The 15538-nt window shown below is 41.7% G+C and carries 12 protein-coding genes and 2 pseudogenes; 13 read left to right on the top strand and 1 reads right to left on the bottom strand.

Annotated elements, in window-relative coordinates; genetic code table 11:
• The first annotated feature begins 135 nt into the window (after positions 1–135).
• The 4 genes from cdaA to glmS all read left to right on the top strand — a co-directional run bounded on the left by cdaA (position 136) and on the right by glmS (position 6141).
• Entirely contained in the window at positions 136–978 is an 843-nt protein-coding gene (gene cdaA, locus AC0YOD_RS22175) for a diadenylate cyclase CdaA (protein ID WP_475801514.1), read from the top strand.
• The gene (locus tag AC0YOD_RS22170; protein ID WP_475801513.1) at positions 971–2338 is read left to right on the top strand and encodes a CdaR family protein; all 1368 of its coding nucleotides are present in this window, start codon (positions 971–973) and stop codon (positions 2336–2338) included. The genes cdaA and AC0YOD_RS22170 overlap by 8 nt, the downstream gene beginning before the upstream one ends.
• Positions 2339–2399: 61 nt before the next feature.
• Positions 2400–3740 carry a phosphoglucosamine mutase gene (glmM, locus tag AC0YOD_RS22165; protein WP_475801512.1) on the top strand — a complete coding sequence of 447 codons (1341 nt, stop codon included), beginning with the start codon at positions 2400–2402 and terminating at the stop codon, positions 3738–3740.
• Positions 3741–4308: 568 nt separating this feature from the next.
• The gene (gene glmS / locus AC0YOD_RS22160) at positions 4309–6141 is read left to right on the top strand and encodes a glutamine--fructose-6-phosphate transaminase (isomerizing) (protein ID WP_475801511.1); all 1833 of its coding nucleotides are present in this window, start codon (positions 4309–4311) and stop codon (positions 6139–6141) included.
• A gap of 510 nt (positions 6142–6651) precedes the next feature.
• Here glmS and AC0YOD_RS22155 read toward each other — a convergent pair.
• Positions 6652–7431: a phytanoyl-CoA dioxygenase family protein gene (locus AC0YOD_RS22155; protein WP_475801510.1), complete on the bottom strand. Its 780-nt coding sequence runs from the start codon at positions 7429–7431 to the stop codon at positions 6652–6654.
• Between the two features lie 161 nt (positions 7432–7592).
• Here AC0YOD_RS22155 and AC0YOD_RS22150 point away from each other — a divergent pair, with 161 nt between their 5' ends.
• From AC0YOD_RS22150 to AC0YOD_RS22110, 9 genes and pseudogenes are all read left to right on the top strand, one after another.
• Positions 7593–8459 (top strand): AraC family transcriptional regulator, encoded by an 867-nt coding sequence (locus AC0YOD_RS22150; RefSeq protein WP_475801509.1) that lies wholly within the window; start codon positions 7593–7595, stop codon positions 8457–8459.
• Between the two features lie 331 nt (positions 8460–8790).
• Positions 8791–9036, top strand: a pseudogene (locus tag AC0YOD_RS22145) (CPCC family cysteine-rich protein); the annotation flags it as partial.
• Positions 9037–9515: 479 nt separating this feature from the next.
• The gene (locus AC0YOD_RS22140) at positions 9516–10364 is read left to right on the top strand and encodes a DUF2268 domain-containing putative Zn-dependent protease (RefSeq protein WP_475801508.1); all 849 of its coding nucleotides are present in this window, start codon (positions 9516–9518) and stop codon (positions 10362–10364) included.
• Between the two features lie 453 nt (positions 10365–10817).
• Positions 10818–11219, top strand: a complete 402-nt coding sequence (locus tag AC0YOD_RS22135; RefSeq protein WP_475801507.1) for a DUF3888 domain-containing protein — start codon at positions 10818–10820, stop codon at positions 11217–11219.
• A 437-nt stretch (positions 11220–11656) separates the two neighbouring features.
• Positions 11657–12280, top strand: coding sequence for a DedA family protein (locus tag AC0YOD_RS22130; protein WP_475801506.1), 624 nt, complete (start codon positions 11657–11659; stop codon positions 12278–12280).
• 38 nt (positions 12281–12318) lie between these two features.
• Entirely contained in the window at positions 12319–12897 is a 579-nt protein-coding gene (locus AC0YOD_RS22125; RefSeq protein WP_475801505.1) for a class I SAM-dependent methyltransferase, read from the top strand.
• Positions 12898–13017: 120 nt separating this feature from the next.
• A complete protein-coding gene (locus AC0YOD_RS22120; RefSeq protein WP_475801504.1) occupies positions 13018–13701 on the top strand; it encodes a response regulator transcription factor in 684 nt (227 codons plus the stop codon).
• Entirely contained in the window at positions 13691–14788 is a 1098-nt protein-coding gene (locus AC0YOD_RS22115; RefSeq protein WP_475801503.1) for a sensor histidine kinase, read from the top strand. The genes AC0YOD_RS22120 and AC0YOD_RS22115 overlap by 11 nt, the downstream gene beginning before the upstream one ends.
• 596 nt (positions 14789–15384) lie before the next feature.
• Positions 15385–15528, top strand: a pseudogene (locus AC0YOD_RS22110) (Atu4866 domain-containing protein); the annotation flags it as partial.
• Positions 15529–15538: the final 10 nt, after the last annotated feature.

Raw genomic sequence — 15538 nt, 5'->3', positions numbered from 1 at the left:
CTTACGCAGGGGGGCGTTTTTTAATTTTATTAAAATTTATTTTGAAAAAAAGGATTTCCAATCCCAAATCTAGAAAATAATAAAGTTGAAATCCGATTTTAGAAACAAAGCGTAATGGCTGTTGGGGGTTGGCATATGAGTTATTTCTCGGATTTGACCTGGCATGACTGGGTGAAGGACATCATAGATGTAGGCATAGTAAGCTATATCATTTATAAAATGATTTTGCTTGTGCGCGGAACACGTGCAGTTGCGCTGATGAAGGGGATTTTTGTGCTCGTTATAACATGGGCGATCAGCACCTGGTTCAATTTGTATACGCTGAAATGGCTTATGAATCAGATGTTTACGTTCGGAATTGTAACTGTGCTTATCATTTTTCAGCCGGAGCTTAGACGAGTATTGGAGCAGCTAGGACGCGGAAAGCTTTTTTCACGCGGCTATACGCTTGATCGAGACGTCGTAAGTGAGCAAATTGATGGAGTAATTAAAGCTGTTCGTTTCATGGCAAGCCGAAAAATCGGAGCTTTAATCGTATTTGAGCGCACAACGGGCCTGAATGAGTTGGTTGAATCTGGTATTCGTATGGAATCTAAAATAACTTCGGAGCTGCTTATTAATATTTTCACGCCGAATACACCGCTGCATGATGGTGCAGTTATTATTCGCGGAGGGCAAATTATGGCGGCTGGTTGCTATTTACCGCTCTCGGAAAATCCTTTTATAAGCAAAGAGCTTGGAACACGTCACCGCGCTGCTATAGGTGTGAGTGAAGTTACGGATGCAGTGTCGGTAACCGTATCAGAGGAAACAGGACAAATATCATTGTCGCTTGGCGGAATGATTGTACGTGATATAAATGAGGAGTCGCTCATCTCGAAGCTGTTCGACGAGCTTACGCCGAAGACGGTTGCACGCAGTAAAACCGGCATAAGCTTATCTTCGTTCTGGAAGCGGAAAGGAGGCCGTCATGGATAAATGGCTAAGTCATCCCACTGCTCTCAAAATCATTTCAGTTGTACTCGCGTTGCTGCTCTGGGGTGTCGTACATATCGATACGGAATCATCGCCCCAGACCATAACATCAAGTATTGATACAAAAACGATAGAAGCTGCTGTTATTAAAACAGAGGGCTTGGACACGGACAAGTATATCCTTACGGCCATGGAGCCCACCGTCGTTAGACTTGACGTACAGGGAAGGCTCTCTGATTTGATGAAAGCATCCTCAGCGGATGATTATGTCGTTAAGGTTAACTTGAAGGGTGCAAAAGCAGGCATTCAAGAATTACCGCTGACGTATGATTTGCCGAAAGGCATTCAGCTCGTACAAATGTCTCCACGTACCGTCAAGGTTCAGTTAGAGGAAATTGTAACGAAATCATTCGAGCTGCAAGTTGCAGCAGAAGGAAAGCCTGCTGAAGGCTTCATTGCAGGAACACCGACACTTATTGCGCCAACAAATGAGGTTAAGGTCACTCTGCCGAAGGATGATATGGATCGTGTTGGGCTTGTATCAGCAGAGGTAAACATTGAGGGAGTAGACAAATCAGTCGTTAACAAGAAAACAAAGGTTATCGTATATGATACAGAAGGCTTAGAAATGACGAATGCAGTCGTTTCCCCTGAGACCGTGCAGGTAGAGGTTAAGGTAACATTGCCTTTTAAAACATTGCCTCTGCAGGTTAGTTATTCGGGGAGTCTTCCGGATGGATTAAGTTTGGTGTCGGCAAAGCCTGCCATCGATCAAGTAACGGTTTATGGTGATCAGAAGACATTAGATGGGTTGAAAGTGTATGATGGCATTGTGCTGGATCTATCAAAGGTGAAGCAGACGGGGACGCTATCGGTCAAAACACAGTTAATTGACGGCATTAAATCTGTCGATCCAGCTGAAGTGTCGATTGATGTCGTTGTAGCCCCTAATATTACTCGTACATTTACAGATTTGCCTGTGACGATAAATGGAGTCGGTACTGGTCTGTCAGCCATTATTCAAAAACCCGATGGCGGTAAATTCAGCTTGACCGTCAGTGGAGCGGAGTCTGTGCTAAAGGACATGAAAGCTGATGAGATCAGTCTCATAGCTAACGTTGAGGGCCTGGCACCAGGTACCCATACCATTACGCTGCAGGTTGACGTTCCGACCTATGTACAGACCGTACTCGGCGAGGGACAGACACTGACTGTGACTATTGAGATTGTAGATGATGAGCCAGCAACGACAGATCCTGATCAACCTCAGGAGGGCGGAGGAACGGAGAGCCCGCCGCCAGTCGTTCCTCCTGATTCTGGAAATGGAAATAACACAACAGGCAAAACAAATACGAATGCTTAAATACACACTAGAAAATGACTTTTATTTGAAACGAAGCATATAACAAAGGAGCTTATTTAATATGGGGAAATATTTCGGTACTGATGGCGTGCGCGGTGTAGCAAATCGTGAGCTTACACCTGAGCTGGCTTACAAAATTGGTCGTTGCGGCGGCTATGTTCTTACAGGGAATGCACATAAACCTAAGGTAGTTATTGGTTTGGATACTCGTATTTCGGGTCCAATGCTAGAATCTGCACTTATTGCTGGTTTATTGTCTATCGGCGCAAGCGTTGTACGTCTTGGTGTTGTTTCTACACCAGCGGTTGCATACATTACGCGTCAGTTGAACGCGGATGCAGGTGTTATGATCTCAGCATCACATAACCCTGTAGAAGATAACGGCATTAAATTTTTTGCTGGCGACGGCTTTAAATTATCAGATGAGACAGAGCTTGAAATCGAGAGATTAATTGATGCTGAAGTGGATGAGCTGCCTCGCCCAGAGGGTGGAGATATTGGTGCGGTATCCAGTGATAAAGGAGCAAAGCAGCGTTACCTGGACTATTTGAAAACGACGATCAAAGGCGATTTCAGCGGTATGAAAATCGTTCTGGATTGTGCGAACGGCTCTGCATATGAGCTTGCGCCATCCGTATTCCGTGAGCTAGGAGCGGATATTATTACAGTTGGAGCAGAGCCAGACGGTCTTAATATTAATGCGGGTGTCGGTTCAACGCATCCGGAATATTTGACTGAGCAAGTGCTTAAGCATGGCGCTGATCTTGGGCTTTCTTTTGACGGGGATGCGGATCGTTTGATTGCTATCGATGAGAAGGGCGAAGAGGTCGACGGCGACTTTATTCTTTGTATTATCGGTGATGCTATGAAGCGCGCAGGCACATTGAAGGAAGATACGATCGTAACGACTGTTATGGCAAATATCGGATTTTTCAAAGGAACAGAGCGTATTGGTCTGAAAACAGCTAAAACAGCAGTAGGCGACCGTTATGTTATGGAAGAGATGCGTCGCGGCGGCTTCAATCTTGGCGGTGAGCAATCCGGCCATGTTATTTTCCTTGATCATATTACGACAGGTGATGGTATTCTTACCGCGCTTCAACTTGTTGATACGCTTGCTTCGTCAGGCAAGAAGCTTAGCGAGCTTAAAGGTCTTATGCGTAAATATCCGCAGCAGCTTGTTAATGTGCGTGTAGCAGACAAGACCCTGTATCAAGGTAACGCAGCGATCGAGGAAGCTGTGAAGCGTGTAGAGCTTGAGCTTGGCGATGAGGGCCGTGTACTTGTGCGTCCATCGGGAACAGAATCACTCATACGTGTTATGGCTGAAGGGCCGGATAAGGAGCGGGTTGAGGCTTATGTCGCTCAAATCGTAGAAGTAGTGAAAAGCGAGCTAGGCTAATTTTAGGAAATGATGTCGAAGACTCCTCAGTTCTTTGCAGCTGATGGGTCTTCATTGTACGTTTTTGGAAATTTTATCGGGTTATTTCAAGCAATGGGTTGCGAAAAAAGTAGAAAATGAATATGATAGGGAAAGTGATTCAAGAAGGAAAGCGAGGATAGAGGTAATTTTAGCAAGATAAGCGCCAGAGCTTGCGTGATAAATGATTTGCCTTAAAGCTGAGCAAAATAAGCTTGAAGCGGGTATTTATACGGTAAGCTGACGAGGTGAAGGTGTTCGAAACATTCGGCGGGGACCTTCCGGTATTAGTAAGCCAACCGAGAGTCGTTACGTAAAACGTCCGGGCGACCGGTCATACAATCGTGCGGCAGGCTTCGATATCTTTTTTAATTATATTAATCATTATTCCCAAATGTCCAAGATGCCACCGTGTGTGGGCATGGGCAGAGGGGTTACGTTTTCCGCTGTGAATGGGATTACTTTGTGACAACTTCATATTTGCCTGTGCGCATAATGGCGAGCATCCGATTTGGACGGGAAATAAACCTTATCGGAGGCCTATTAAATTATGTGTGGAATTGTAGGATATATTGGTAAACGCGACTCACAGGACATTTTGCTCGAAGGTTTGAAGAAGTTAGAGTATCGGGGTTATGATTCCGCCGGTATCGCTGTCATCACATCTAACGGGCTCGAAATTACGAAGTCTAAAGGTCGTTTGGCGAATCTTGAAGGCTTGCTGCGCGAAGAGCCGCTTCAAGGCTTTGCAGGAATTGGACATACGCGCTGGGCAACTCATGGTAAGCCATCTGATGTGAACTCGCATCCGCATACCGACAATACGAAGAAATTTTCCGTTGTGCATAACGGAATTATAGAGAATTATTTGAACTTGAAGGATGAATTGAAAGATAAAGGCCATATTTTCGTATCGGAGACAGATACAGAAGTCATTTCACATCTAGTCGCTGACGAATATGAGGGCGATATCGTTGAAGCAGTACAACGTGCAGTTAAACGTATGCGTGGAGCGTTTGCGCTTGGCGTATTGTGTGAAGCTGAACCAGATCGTCTTGTTGCGGTACGCTTTGCAAGCCCGCTTGTTATTGGTGTAGGCGAAGGCGAGAACTACATTGGATCGGATATTCCGGCGATTCTCGAGCATACGCGTAACGTCTACATTTTAGACGACGGCGAAATGGCAGTATTGACACGTGATGGTGTCGAACTGATGACGACTGAGGGCGAAAGTATTTCCAAGGAAATATTCCATGTCGATTGGGATCTAGTAACAGCAGAGAAAGCCGGATTTGATCACTTCATGCTGAAAGAAATATACGAGCAGCCAAAAGCATACCGCGACACAATGATGAGTCGTGTATCGGAAGATGGCAAATCAGTAGATCTGAAAGAACTTGGTATGACTGCTGAGTATATCCAATCCATTCGCAAGGTGCATATCGTAGCCTGCGGAACTGCATATCATGCAGGACTTATCGGTAAAAGCATTATTGAGTCGCTAGCACGTATTCCAGCAGAAAATGATGTAGCTTCCGAGTACCGGTACCGCTCACCAATCATTACGCCTGACACGCTTGTCATCGTAGTGAGCCAATCTGGTGAGACGGCTGATACGCTTGCTGCATTGCGTGAAGCACAGCGCAACGGCGCTCGTGTCCTTGCAATCACGAACGTTGTCGGAAGCTCTGTAGCTCGTGAAGCAGATTTTGTATTGATTACATGGGCGGGACTTGAGATTGCTGTTGCTTCGACAAAAGCATACACATCTCAGCTAATTGCATTCTACTTGTTCGGTCTGTACTTGGCTGAAACGTTAGAAACGCAATCAAAAGCACAGATCGCCGAAGTATTGGATGCCATGCATCAGCTGCCTGAACAGGTAGAGAACATTTTGGAGCAGGCTGCTGTTCTTAAACAAGTAGCAGAATCCATCTCCAAGCATAAGCACCTATTCTTTATTGGACGCGGTGTTGACTATGCGGTAGCACAAGAGGGCTCACTGAAGCTGAAAGAGATCTCATACATTCACTCCGAAGCCTATGCGGCTGGCGAGTTGAAGCATGGTACGCTTGCTCTGATCGAGGACGGTATTCCAGTTATTGCTCTTGTAACGCAAGAAGAGCTGTATGAGAAAACGCTAAGCAACATCAAGGAAGTAAAAGCGCGCGGCGCACACGTCCTTGCTATTGCAAATGCGGGCTCAGAAGTCGAAGTAGCCAAATCAGTTGACGAAATCTTCACGATTCCGAAAACATTGCCGATCTTGTCTCCAGCATTGTCGGTTGTACCACTACAACTGATTTCCTATTATGCTTCACTTGCTTTGCATCATGATGTTGATAAGCCGCGCAATTTGGCTAAGAGTGTTACGGTGGAGTAGGGGATTTGCGTTGGGGAGTTAAAAAAAATCTGTAGACTTGCATTTAAGTCTTTCACTTATCAATTAAAGTTTACCACTGAGCCGAACGATTTTCAGGATTACGCCTGATTGTCGCTCGGCTTTTTCTTTGCCCTTTTCCCTAAATATCACTCGCCTTAACGCCTTAAATTCTCCTTACTGTACAGGCTTTTCCTCGATCGTTTTCTCTTCTGTTCCTTCAAACCTAAGTCCTTATCCCTGTCTTTTTCCCTGCTTTTACATCAAACTTACTTTTCTTTTGTGATTGGGGGGTAGGGAGGAGAAATGGCTGGTAAGTCTTGTGGGAGTAGGGCAGAGAGGGATTAAGGGGGAAACGCGAGGAGTGGCAGACTTATTTACAGGAGGACAATATCCCGCATCGGATTAGGATAAACATGAAATATTTTACGACTTTTGGACAAAAATAAAGCGGCTAACGGATGAAAAGAATTCCACGTTAGCCGCTTTACTTTATTGTACAATTTTGGTGATTTAAGATTTAAGCACATGCATATCCGGTTTGTATTCCCGATAGACCGGGTTCTCGCCACTTACCATTAATCCTTGCCCCCAATTGACATGTACATCACTTGTAGGCGGATCGGATGGGTCACGATATTGGAACAAAACATTTCTGCGCGGCCGTTCACTGCGATTTACATCCGAGCCGTGTATCGTCAAATAATTGAAAAACAATACATCACCAGCCTTAGCCTCGCAAGGTGTCCCCATGGAAATGGGATATTCCTTATGATTCAAATAATGCATGCCGACATGCGGAATCGGCCCTTCTTTATGAGTACCCGGAATGACACGCAAGCACCCGTTGAGAATATCGGAATCGTCCAAATGAACGCTGGCTGCCAGCATTGAATGCTTCTCATGAGGAAAGTAAGGATGATCCTGATGCAACGGAAATGCTGCACCTTTCTCCGGGGGTTTAACGAGCATCTTGCTATGATGCAATTGGACGTTAGGACCGATGAGCTTGGACAGCACGGCGACCATGTTAGGATGAATGACTGCTTTAGTAAAAGCTGACTCATGATAATGAACATCATGGAACCCTTTGAGCACAAGCTTTTTTAGTTCTTCTTGCGGAATGTAATCGCCCTGCCATGTCGCATTTCCATCGAATTTACTTTTGGCGGCCTTGTTAATGATTCGCTCCACGGCCTCCAACATTTCCCCTACCTCTTCCGGAGAAAAAACATTTCTAACTAACAAGTATCCATTATCTTTGTAAAATTCCGCATCCGTTTGTGTGATCATAGGTAGATCCTCCTTATACACATTTGAAATACTATTGCACATCCCCAGTATAAGAGCTTTGCAATGGAAATGTATTTATAAGGATACGCCATTGTTTTAAACATTTACGCCAATAGCGTGTTAAAATGATCATAATCTACTAAAGGATAGGTGATGTGATTATGTGGGGTATTTCGGATTTCACATCTACGGTCAATTACTTAAATCAAATCACTCACCTTGAAAGCGGAGGCGGGTCCTTCCACATTCATAATTGGAACGCTAAACCTTCACATCTGGATAACCAGATGCATAAGCACTCTTTTTTTGAAATTTGTTACGTCGTCAGCGGTACTGGATTATACGTTGAAGGGAACCTGGAATTTATACTCAAGAGCGGAGATTTGTTCTGCTCGCGCCCCCATGTGTGGCACCGTATCCATCAAGGGAACTCTCTTTACTTGCTGTGGATCAGCTTCGAGATAATGGAAAGTCAATCAACAGACCATGCATTAGCCAATTATAAGCGTATGCAGTTCATCGAGCGTTTCCTTATTCATGATGCGCAGAAATTGCCTGCCGTTCTTGTTTGGCAGTCTATTCTCATGCAAGCTGGACAGCTGAATGGACTCAAGGATATCTTGCAGCCGCTTGCCAGTGGATTTCTCGCCACGTTGATTAATAGCTTTCTTGCAGAACCCAAGCATGAACATAGTATTACTTTAAACAATGATCCCGAGCGGATCCTTCAACAAGCCAAGGCATTTATTCATGACAACTTATCACGACCGCTTCAGCTTAAAGATGTGGCGAATTATCTTCATGTTTCCGAACGGAATCTGTCACGATTATTTCTCGAATACAACACTCTAACCTTTGTCCAGCTTCTTAAAGCAGAACGCCTAGAGCAAGCAACCAGCCTTCTCAAATACTCGAACAAATCGATTAAGGACATTGCAATGGATACTGGATTTGAATCCGTACATTATTTTACGCGCGTATTTACGAGTTCTTTCGGAATTCCTCCGGGAAAATATCGTAAGCAATAAGATTACGGCTTCTCGCAATAAATACAACTCCGTGCATTACGTTACGTGGGAAGAATACCACCGCATTCGAAGATTATTTCCACCCATCCAAGAGATTTACAATTTATTTTAAAGGAATACCCTCATTATTACGTTTAATCGCTTATTCAAACTGAATATGGTCATCGTATCGTTGCACGTGAAAGAAGCACTTGCATAGGGTATATCTTGTTACGTAATCATAAAGTCTTAGACTGACGGTGCTTCATTAAGCTAACGGGCAGTTTAGTGCAATTAGAGATTAGGTGTTTTATGATAGAGAAAATCGTAATGGAGGTGTGATGTGAAATAATATACATGCCCATGTTGCGGTTACAAAACGATAGACAGTGACGGAGATTATGAAATCTGCCCAGTATGTTTTTGGGAAGATGACCCTTTTCAAAAAATGAATGAATATGATCTTGGAGCCAATAAGATACCATTTGTAGAGGCACAAAAGAATTATATGAGGTATGGTGCTTGCGAGGAAACAGCAACTCAATATGTTAGGAAGCCAACAGAGCAGGACAAAAGAGACCCTGATTGGGCCCCAATTAATGATAGTTTGTACGAGTTTAAGCTAGCTTGTCATAAGTTTATTGAAGGTACGTACAGTATCGCTGAATTGCAACATAATTTTTCCTGGATAACAGTGCCTGACGATATAGCAGGAGAGCTAAAACAAATAAATAACAACTTAGATATGATTAGATATTGTACTATAGATTACAAGCAGCGAGATGAAGCGCTGAATGTGGTCAATGAATTGCTAAAAAAAACGAATATTACCATTGAAATAAATAGGTGACTTTTTGAACTAAAGGGGAACGTTAGTTGAACAAACAAGGAGCAGTTTGCTATGGCAGCTGCTTCTTTTCTTTATTAAGCTAACGGGCAGTTTAACACAATTCCAAAAAAGGAATGGATTACTTTCCCACGAATATTTAATGTGAAATATCCAATCTTTGGAGGAATGAAATGACTACGATGCTGTCTATTCGGAAATTTAAAAATTATATTTTGGGAGTTGTTTAGATGAGAATAATAAAAATGATTGACAACTACAATGAGATGTGTAACATGACAATAATCCAGGGCAAATTTAACGCTTATAAATGTTATACTGAAAAATATCCAGATTTATATGACGGTATTTTTAAGTATTTTTATATGACTGATATTAGTAATTTGCAATCAATGATAGAACAGTGTGACTTTAATTCTTGTCTTGCGAAAGCGAAAGAAAATATAAATAACGGTATTGTTGATAAGATTGTCAATACAGTGAATAAAACCATTAAATTGTTGAATTATCATGGCGATTTTGATTTATACATTGGGCTTGACCTAGGTATGCACGGAGGCGTTGCGCTTCCGGTTAATCACGGTAACCCCTATGCTTACATTGGAATTGACCGAAATATAAGTGAATCAAACGTCGAGTCATTAATTCCGCATGAACTAAATCATATGGTGCGCGGTGCTATTTTACAAAACATAGATATGTTTGACTTCACCGAACGGGTAATATCGGAAGGTTTGGGCACTTATTGTCCTGTCGCTTTCAGATATGGCAGTTGTGATTTTGACTTAACTATTGAGATAGTGGCGGAAGTAATGGGATTGCCAATAAATAAAACAATGGAACTCATGAATAATAAAAATTCGTTAGAAAAGGCGGTTGTAAACGAATTTGGGACACCCTTGACCGCAGAGAAAATGAGTCAGTTTTTTATGTGGAGTGGTGATGATGCTACCGAATATCCTTTAAGCGGATATTTCATTGGTATGTATATAATTCACGATTTAATCACCAAAGGGTACACAATCTGTGAATTAACTGCAATGTCATCACAGGTTATTTATCAAAATTATACAAAATAAGCGTTATCCTTATTCACCTTTGTTCCCAAAGGTTTAATAATTTTATACATTCTTCAAAAAAGCATTTCCATATTTTTGTTAAGAAAGTAATTACACATAGCGCCAGGAAAACTTGTCAACGTCAATGGCCATGAAATGCATGTTTCTTCGGAAGGGAATGGAGGAAAGACACTTGTGTTTATGGCCGGAAGCGGAACATGTTGCCCCACTCTCGACTTCAAGCCATTGTGGTCATTGTTGACAAAAAGACATAGGATAGTCGTAATCGAAAAGGTAACTCAGCTAGGTGAAGTTACACTAACGGGTAACGATAGTTGAACACCAGAAGGGCTGCCGCGTGGTAGATCTCCGTTACGCTAACGGGCAGATTACGTTAATGGATTTTCATTTTATTTTGTTGCATGCATAAACCTAACTCACTTAACGGAAATTACTTCAATGGGGTGATTTATAGTGAATGTTAAAAGCTATATCGGGTTACTGCTAGCAGTCATCATTTCCTTCGTGCTTATACAGCCAGTTTACGCTAAACCACACGAAGAACCATTGGAAAGGCTTGTACTTACTTTGTTAACTCCAAATATACAGGAACAGATTAATCGATATTATGAAGATAAACTAACAGAGTCACCTACGTTTTCGCCTTTTCTAGGAGGGACTGAATTAAACGTTGAATACCATCCTTCGCATATTGATGTTAATGTTACAGTGATTCCGTATGTGGGACCTCATTTAGATGTAGGGATGGACTCGATGAAGTTTCGTGTAGATAATACAGGAGCTGTAATGATTCTAGAATACAAACACATTAGGGACTATGAGTTGCCTCCATACTGGCAACACATTCTTCGTTGAGCTAACGGGGAACGATAGTTTATAAAACAAGGAGCAGTTTGCTGCGGAAGCTGCTCCATTTCCTTGTTAAGCTAACGGGCAGGTTAGCTTAATAGAGGGCATTATTTCTTTTTTAATAGAATAGTAGTTTACACAAAGTATTTTACAGCTTAAGTTTTCTTACATATCATACTAGAAAAAATGAATTTAAAGATAGAGGGAGCCCTTGCATTTAACTATCGTTCATCATTGTAAAAAGAGGTCAGCCAGTTATTACTGGTTGACCTCTTTTTAGCTCAATGAGGATATCATTTTTGCATGAATTTCTGTTCGCGAGAATGCATTGGCTGGTTCGATGAATTTGTCATCCTTCAGAATTTCTTTAGAAATATCCCCATAAGCCCCTAAGTTTTTTATATTATTATAGCCTTATTGAAGTTCATTGGGGGGATTAATACATGATCAGCGATACTATCATTCAATTAGTTGATCAATTTGGATATCTATTTTTTTTTCTAGCCCTTTGCCTCGGTCCATTTGGAATTCCCATTCCTAATGAAATAACGATACTCACCGGAAGTATATGGAGTGGCAACGGCCTATTAAATCCGTGGATTGTATATCTCGCTATCCTCTCTGGCTTACTTTCAGCGATTACTTTGGGATATTTTTCGGGCCAATTTCTTGGAGACAAATTTAGATTAAAACTTCAAAACAACCGTTATTTTCAGAAAGCAGAGGCGCTTTTTCAACTACACGGAAATAGGGCAATGTGCCTTGGGATTTTATTTCCGGTCATTCGGTATATGATGCCCATAATCGTTGGTTTTAGTGGTGTCCCATACAGAAAGTTTGCTTTAATCTCCTATTCCAGCGCGTTGGTATGGACCGCTACTATCTTTGTGTTTGGCAGCTTCCTTGGAGATTATATATTAAAATTGCTGGCTTTAATTGACCTTAAATGGATTGCAGTTGCTTTCGGAGTTGCTACTTTTTTTGTTATCACCATCAAGCTGAAGGCAAAGCTCACTCTAGCCCATCCTAACGGTATAATCCAACCAGAACATGAAGAAAATAAGTAAAAAATGGGGAATATATATTGACATCCAATCAGCATCTCATGTTTTTGCGAAAATTCATTCAAAATCCAAAACAAATCGGGAGCATTATCCCCAGTTCAAGGTTTTTAGGAAGAAAAATGGTAGAAGCTGTGTCTTGGAATGAAGTAACCGCAATTGCCGAGATTGGTTCAGGCACAGGAGCTATCACACGCTTTATTCAGCCACAAATCGATAGCTCCAATAAAGTGTTCTTGTTTGAAATAGATGACAAAATGAGGAGCAACTTGCAAGAAAGCTACCCCCAATTTATTTGCCATTCAAACGCTTGTAATATGAATAGCATTATGAATAAGTACGGGGTCGATCAATTGGACTGTATCATTAGCGGGTTGCCCTTCTTTAATTTTGAGCGTGAACTAAGAGAAGATTTAATGCACCAAATTACCACCGCATTAAAGCCAGAGGGTTATTTGATAGCTTTTCAATACTCGCTTCAAATGAAAAAGCATTTATTAGATCATTTTGTGATCGAAAAAATCGATTTAGTGCCTCTCAATATTCCGCCAGCCTTTGTTTATGTATGCCGCAAAAGGGATGATGGCGTGATGAATAACCAGCAGAGTCGTACAATTGTGTAGTTTCATTCGAATATTACAAGTAGCTAATGAAGTGTTGTTGCCGGTTTAGTGCTAGAATAAAAGATAGGCAACAACTTTCCAGGTTTGCCATGATTACCACACAGATAAGGAGCAGAGATAATGGTTACTGTTCTTGTCGTTGATGACGATTCGGAAATCCGTGATGTCATTCATGTATATTTACGCAACGAAGGATACCAAGTGCTAGAAGCTACTGATGGTCAGGAGGCTTTAGATGTTTTACAGTCTAATCCCGTACAACTGATTATTTTAGATGTGATGATGCCGCGAATGGATGGCATTCGGGCTTGCTTAAAAATCAGGGAGCAATACACACTCCCCATTATTATGCTTTCGGCAAAAGAAGGAGACCTTGATAAAATTACAGGCCTTACGACGGGTGCCGACGATTACGTTACGAAACCGTTTAATCCGTTAGAGTTGCTGGCTAGAGTCAAAGCTCAGCTACGGCGGCAAATATTCAATGAGAAAGAAACGAACGATACCCAAATACACATCCAAGACCTTGTGATCGACAAGGAAAAACATGCCGTAACGATGAAAGGGAAAGAGATTTCGCTGACACCGCGTGAGTTTTCTATCTTGGAGTTGCTATCGAGCCATCCTGGAAGAGTCTTCAGCACAGACAAAATTTACGAGAATGTATGGAATGAACCATTCGGATATTCAGATAACACGGTCATGGTGCATATTCGCAATTTGCGAGAAAAGATTGAAGATATGCCCCGTGAACCACGATATATCAAAACCGTTTGGGGGGTAGGATACAAAATTGAAAATTAAGGTGCTCAATTTCAAAAATGCCAGAAAAAGCATTCGCTTTGCATTCTTTTTTGCTTTCGTTTTCAGTTTTGTCATTGGATGTTTAAGTTTCATATTTGTAAATTATGGTGCCTTTATGCTTGTTAATGAATATCAAGTGGGGCAATATTTATTTAATTTGGCCCCAGTTACTTTTGTCATAACCTTCATTTTTTCGTTTTATACGCTGACCCGCCGAATAGTTAAATATATTATCGCTTTGGCAGATGGGCTTCAAATCATCGCAGAGGGCAATTTAAACTATCGGTTTCCCGTGATCCGAAAAGATGAACTTGGTCGGGTCGCGCTTAACATTAATATAATGACGGATCAATTGCAGCAGCAGATCGAAAAGGAACGCAAAGTTGAAAATTCTAAAATGGAACTGATCACAGGTGTATCCCACGATTTACGTACGCCTCTTACCAGTATAATTGGTTATTTAGAACTGTTGAGAAGCGATTCCTTTCAAAACAGAGATGAATATACACGCTTCGTTCAAAACACCTACAACAAAGCCCTTCATTTAAAAAAGCTAATCAATAATTTATTTGAGTATACCCGCCTCATAAGTTCTGATATCCAATTAAAATTGAAACAGATTGATGTTCACCAGCTTTTGGAACAAATGCTGTTTGAATTTGAGCCGCTTGCTCAGGAAAATGGCATTCATGTCATTAGAAAGACGGGCCACTCCCCTGTTATGGCATTAATAGATAGTGGTAAGTTTGCTCGGGCTATCGATAATTTGTTGATAAATGCTCTTAACTATTCGATAAAACCGGGAAAGATTGAAGTATTATTACGGAGCGAACAGGATCGTTTTTACATCGATATCGAAAATAAAAGCCATCCCATTACGCAAGAGCAAGAAGAAAAAATATTTGATCGTTTTTATAAGGTTGATGATTCTCGGAATAACGATGGCATTCAGAAAGGGAGTGGATTAGGGCTTTCCATATCTAGAAATATTATTAATCTTCATGGGGGAACTTTAACCTTGGCACATGAAAAGGGTGTTTTTATTTTCACAATTGCTATAAATTATGATAATTCTCAACTAACTTAACTGCTTGTCCAATCTCTAAGGTTTTTTCTTTCGTTGATGGTGATATGTTAATTATGCAGGTGAATTGTTAAGCTAACGGGAGACGATAGCTCAATAAAACAGCGTCAGTCTAGGTCTTTACTTTCTTGTCCACGCTGACGCTGTTTTTATCTTTGGGACCGGTCTATTACTTTATTTTCTTTCTACAAATATTTGTCTGTTAATAAAAAAATCATGAATTAGTAATTAGAGTTGCGCATTCACTTTAAAGTCTGCAACTATCTCACAGAGTCCACCACGCTTAAAGTTTGACGCAACCCGACCGATTTTCAGGTATTCCCCCTGATAACGTCGGCTTTCCTATTTCCCAGACCTCCCTTACAAGAAGCCCAACGTGCCCTTCCAATCCTTTTCTCAGGCATTACCTTCGGCATATAGAACCACTGCAATCCAGCAGCACTTCTCAGGCTTTTACCCGCTCTTTTATCCGGCTCAAAAGCCCCTCCCATCTTCTTTTCTTGGCTTTTTCCTGTGCCTTAGTCCCTGCAGGGGAGAGAGGAATTGGAGAAGTAGGTAGGGGGAGTGGAAAACTTTAAGACAAATGCACAGAAGCCCGCGGTGAAAGACAGTGCGCATACCAAGGTGTGTACACGATAAAAGGGGATCATATCGATGTAGACGGTACCGGGTTTACTGCGGACGGCAATTTTCGGGACTACGTTCCCTATCACGCGGAAATGATCCTATATCGAGAAGAATAATGATTGTTAG

The sequence above is a fragment of the Paenibacillus sp. J31P13 genome (assembly GCF_056269295.1).
Note: the sequence above shows the minus strand (reverse complement) of the source record. Positions and strands in the feature narration are given on the sequence as shown.

Excerpts from the sequence above, each read along its gene's own strand:
- AC0YOD_RS22130 (WP_475801506.1), top strand. The coding sequence starts at position 11,657 with ATGATCAGCGATACTATCATTCAATTAGTTGATCAATTTGGATATCTA.
- AC0YOD_RS22125 (WP_475801505.1), top strand. The coding sequence starts at position 12,319 with ATGTTTTTGCGAAAATTCATTCAAAATCCAAAACAAATCGGGAGCATT.
- AC0YOD_RS22150 (WP_475801509.1), top strand. The coding sequence starts at position 7,593 with ATGTGGGGTATTTCGGATTTCACATCTACGGTCAATTACTTAAATCAA.
- glmS (WP_475801511.1), top strand. The coding sequence starts at position 4,309 with ATGTGTGGAATTGTAGGATATATTGGTAAACGCGACTCACAGGACATT.
- AC0YOD_RS22120 (WP_475801504.1), top strand. The coding sequence starts at position 13,018 with ATGGTTACTGTTCTTGTCGTTGATGACGATTCGGAAATCCGTGATGTC.
- cdaA (WP_475801514.1), top strand. The coding sequence starts at position 136 with ATGAGTTATTTCTCGGATTTGACCTGGCATGACTGGGTGAAGGACATC.
- AC0YOD_RS22140 (WP_475801508.1), top strand. The coding sequence starts at position 9,516 with ATGAGAATAATAAAAATGATTGACAACTACAATGAGATGTGTAACATG.
- glmM (WP_475801512.1), top strand. The coding sequence starts at position 2,400 with ATGGGGAAATATTTCGGTACTGATGGCGTGCGCGGTGTAGCAAATCGT.
- AC0YOD_RS22155 (WP_475801510.1), bottom strand. The coding sequence starts at position 7,431 with ATGATCACACAAACGGATGCGGAATTTTACAAAGATAATGGATACTTG.
- AC0YOD_RS22170 (WP_475801513.1), top strand. The coding sequence starts at position 971 with ATGGATAAATGGCTAAGTCATCCCACTGCTCTCAAAATCATTTCAGTT.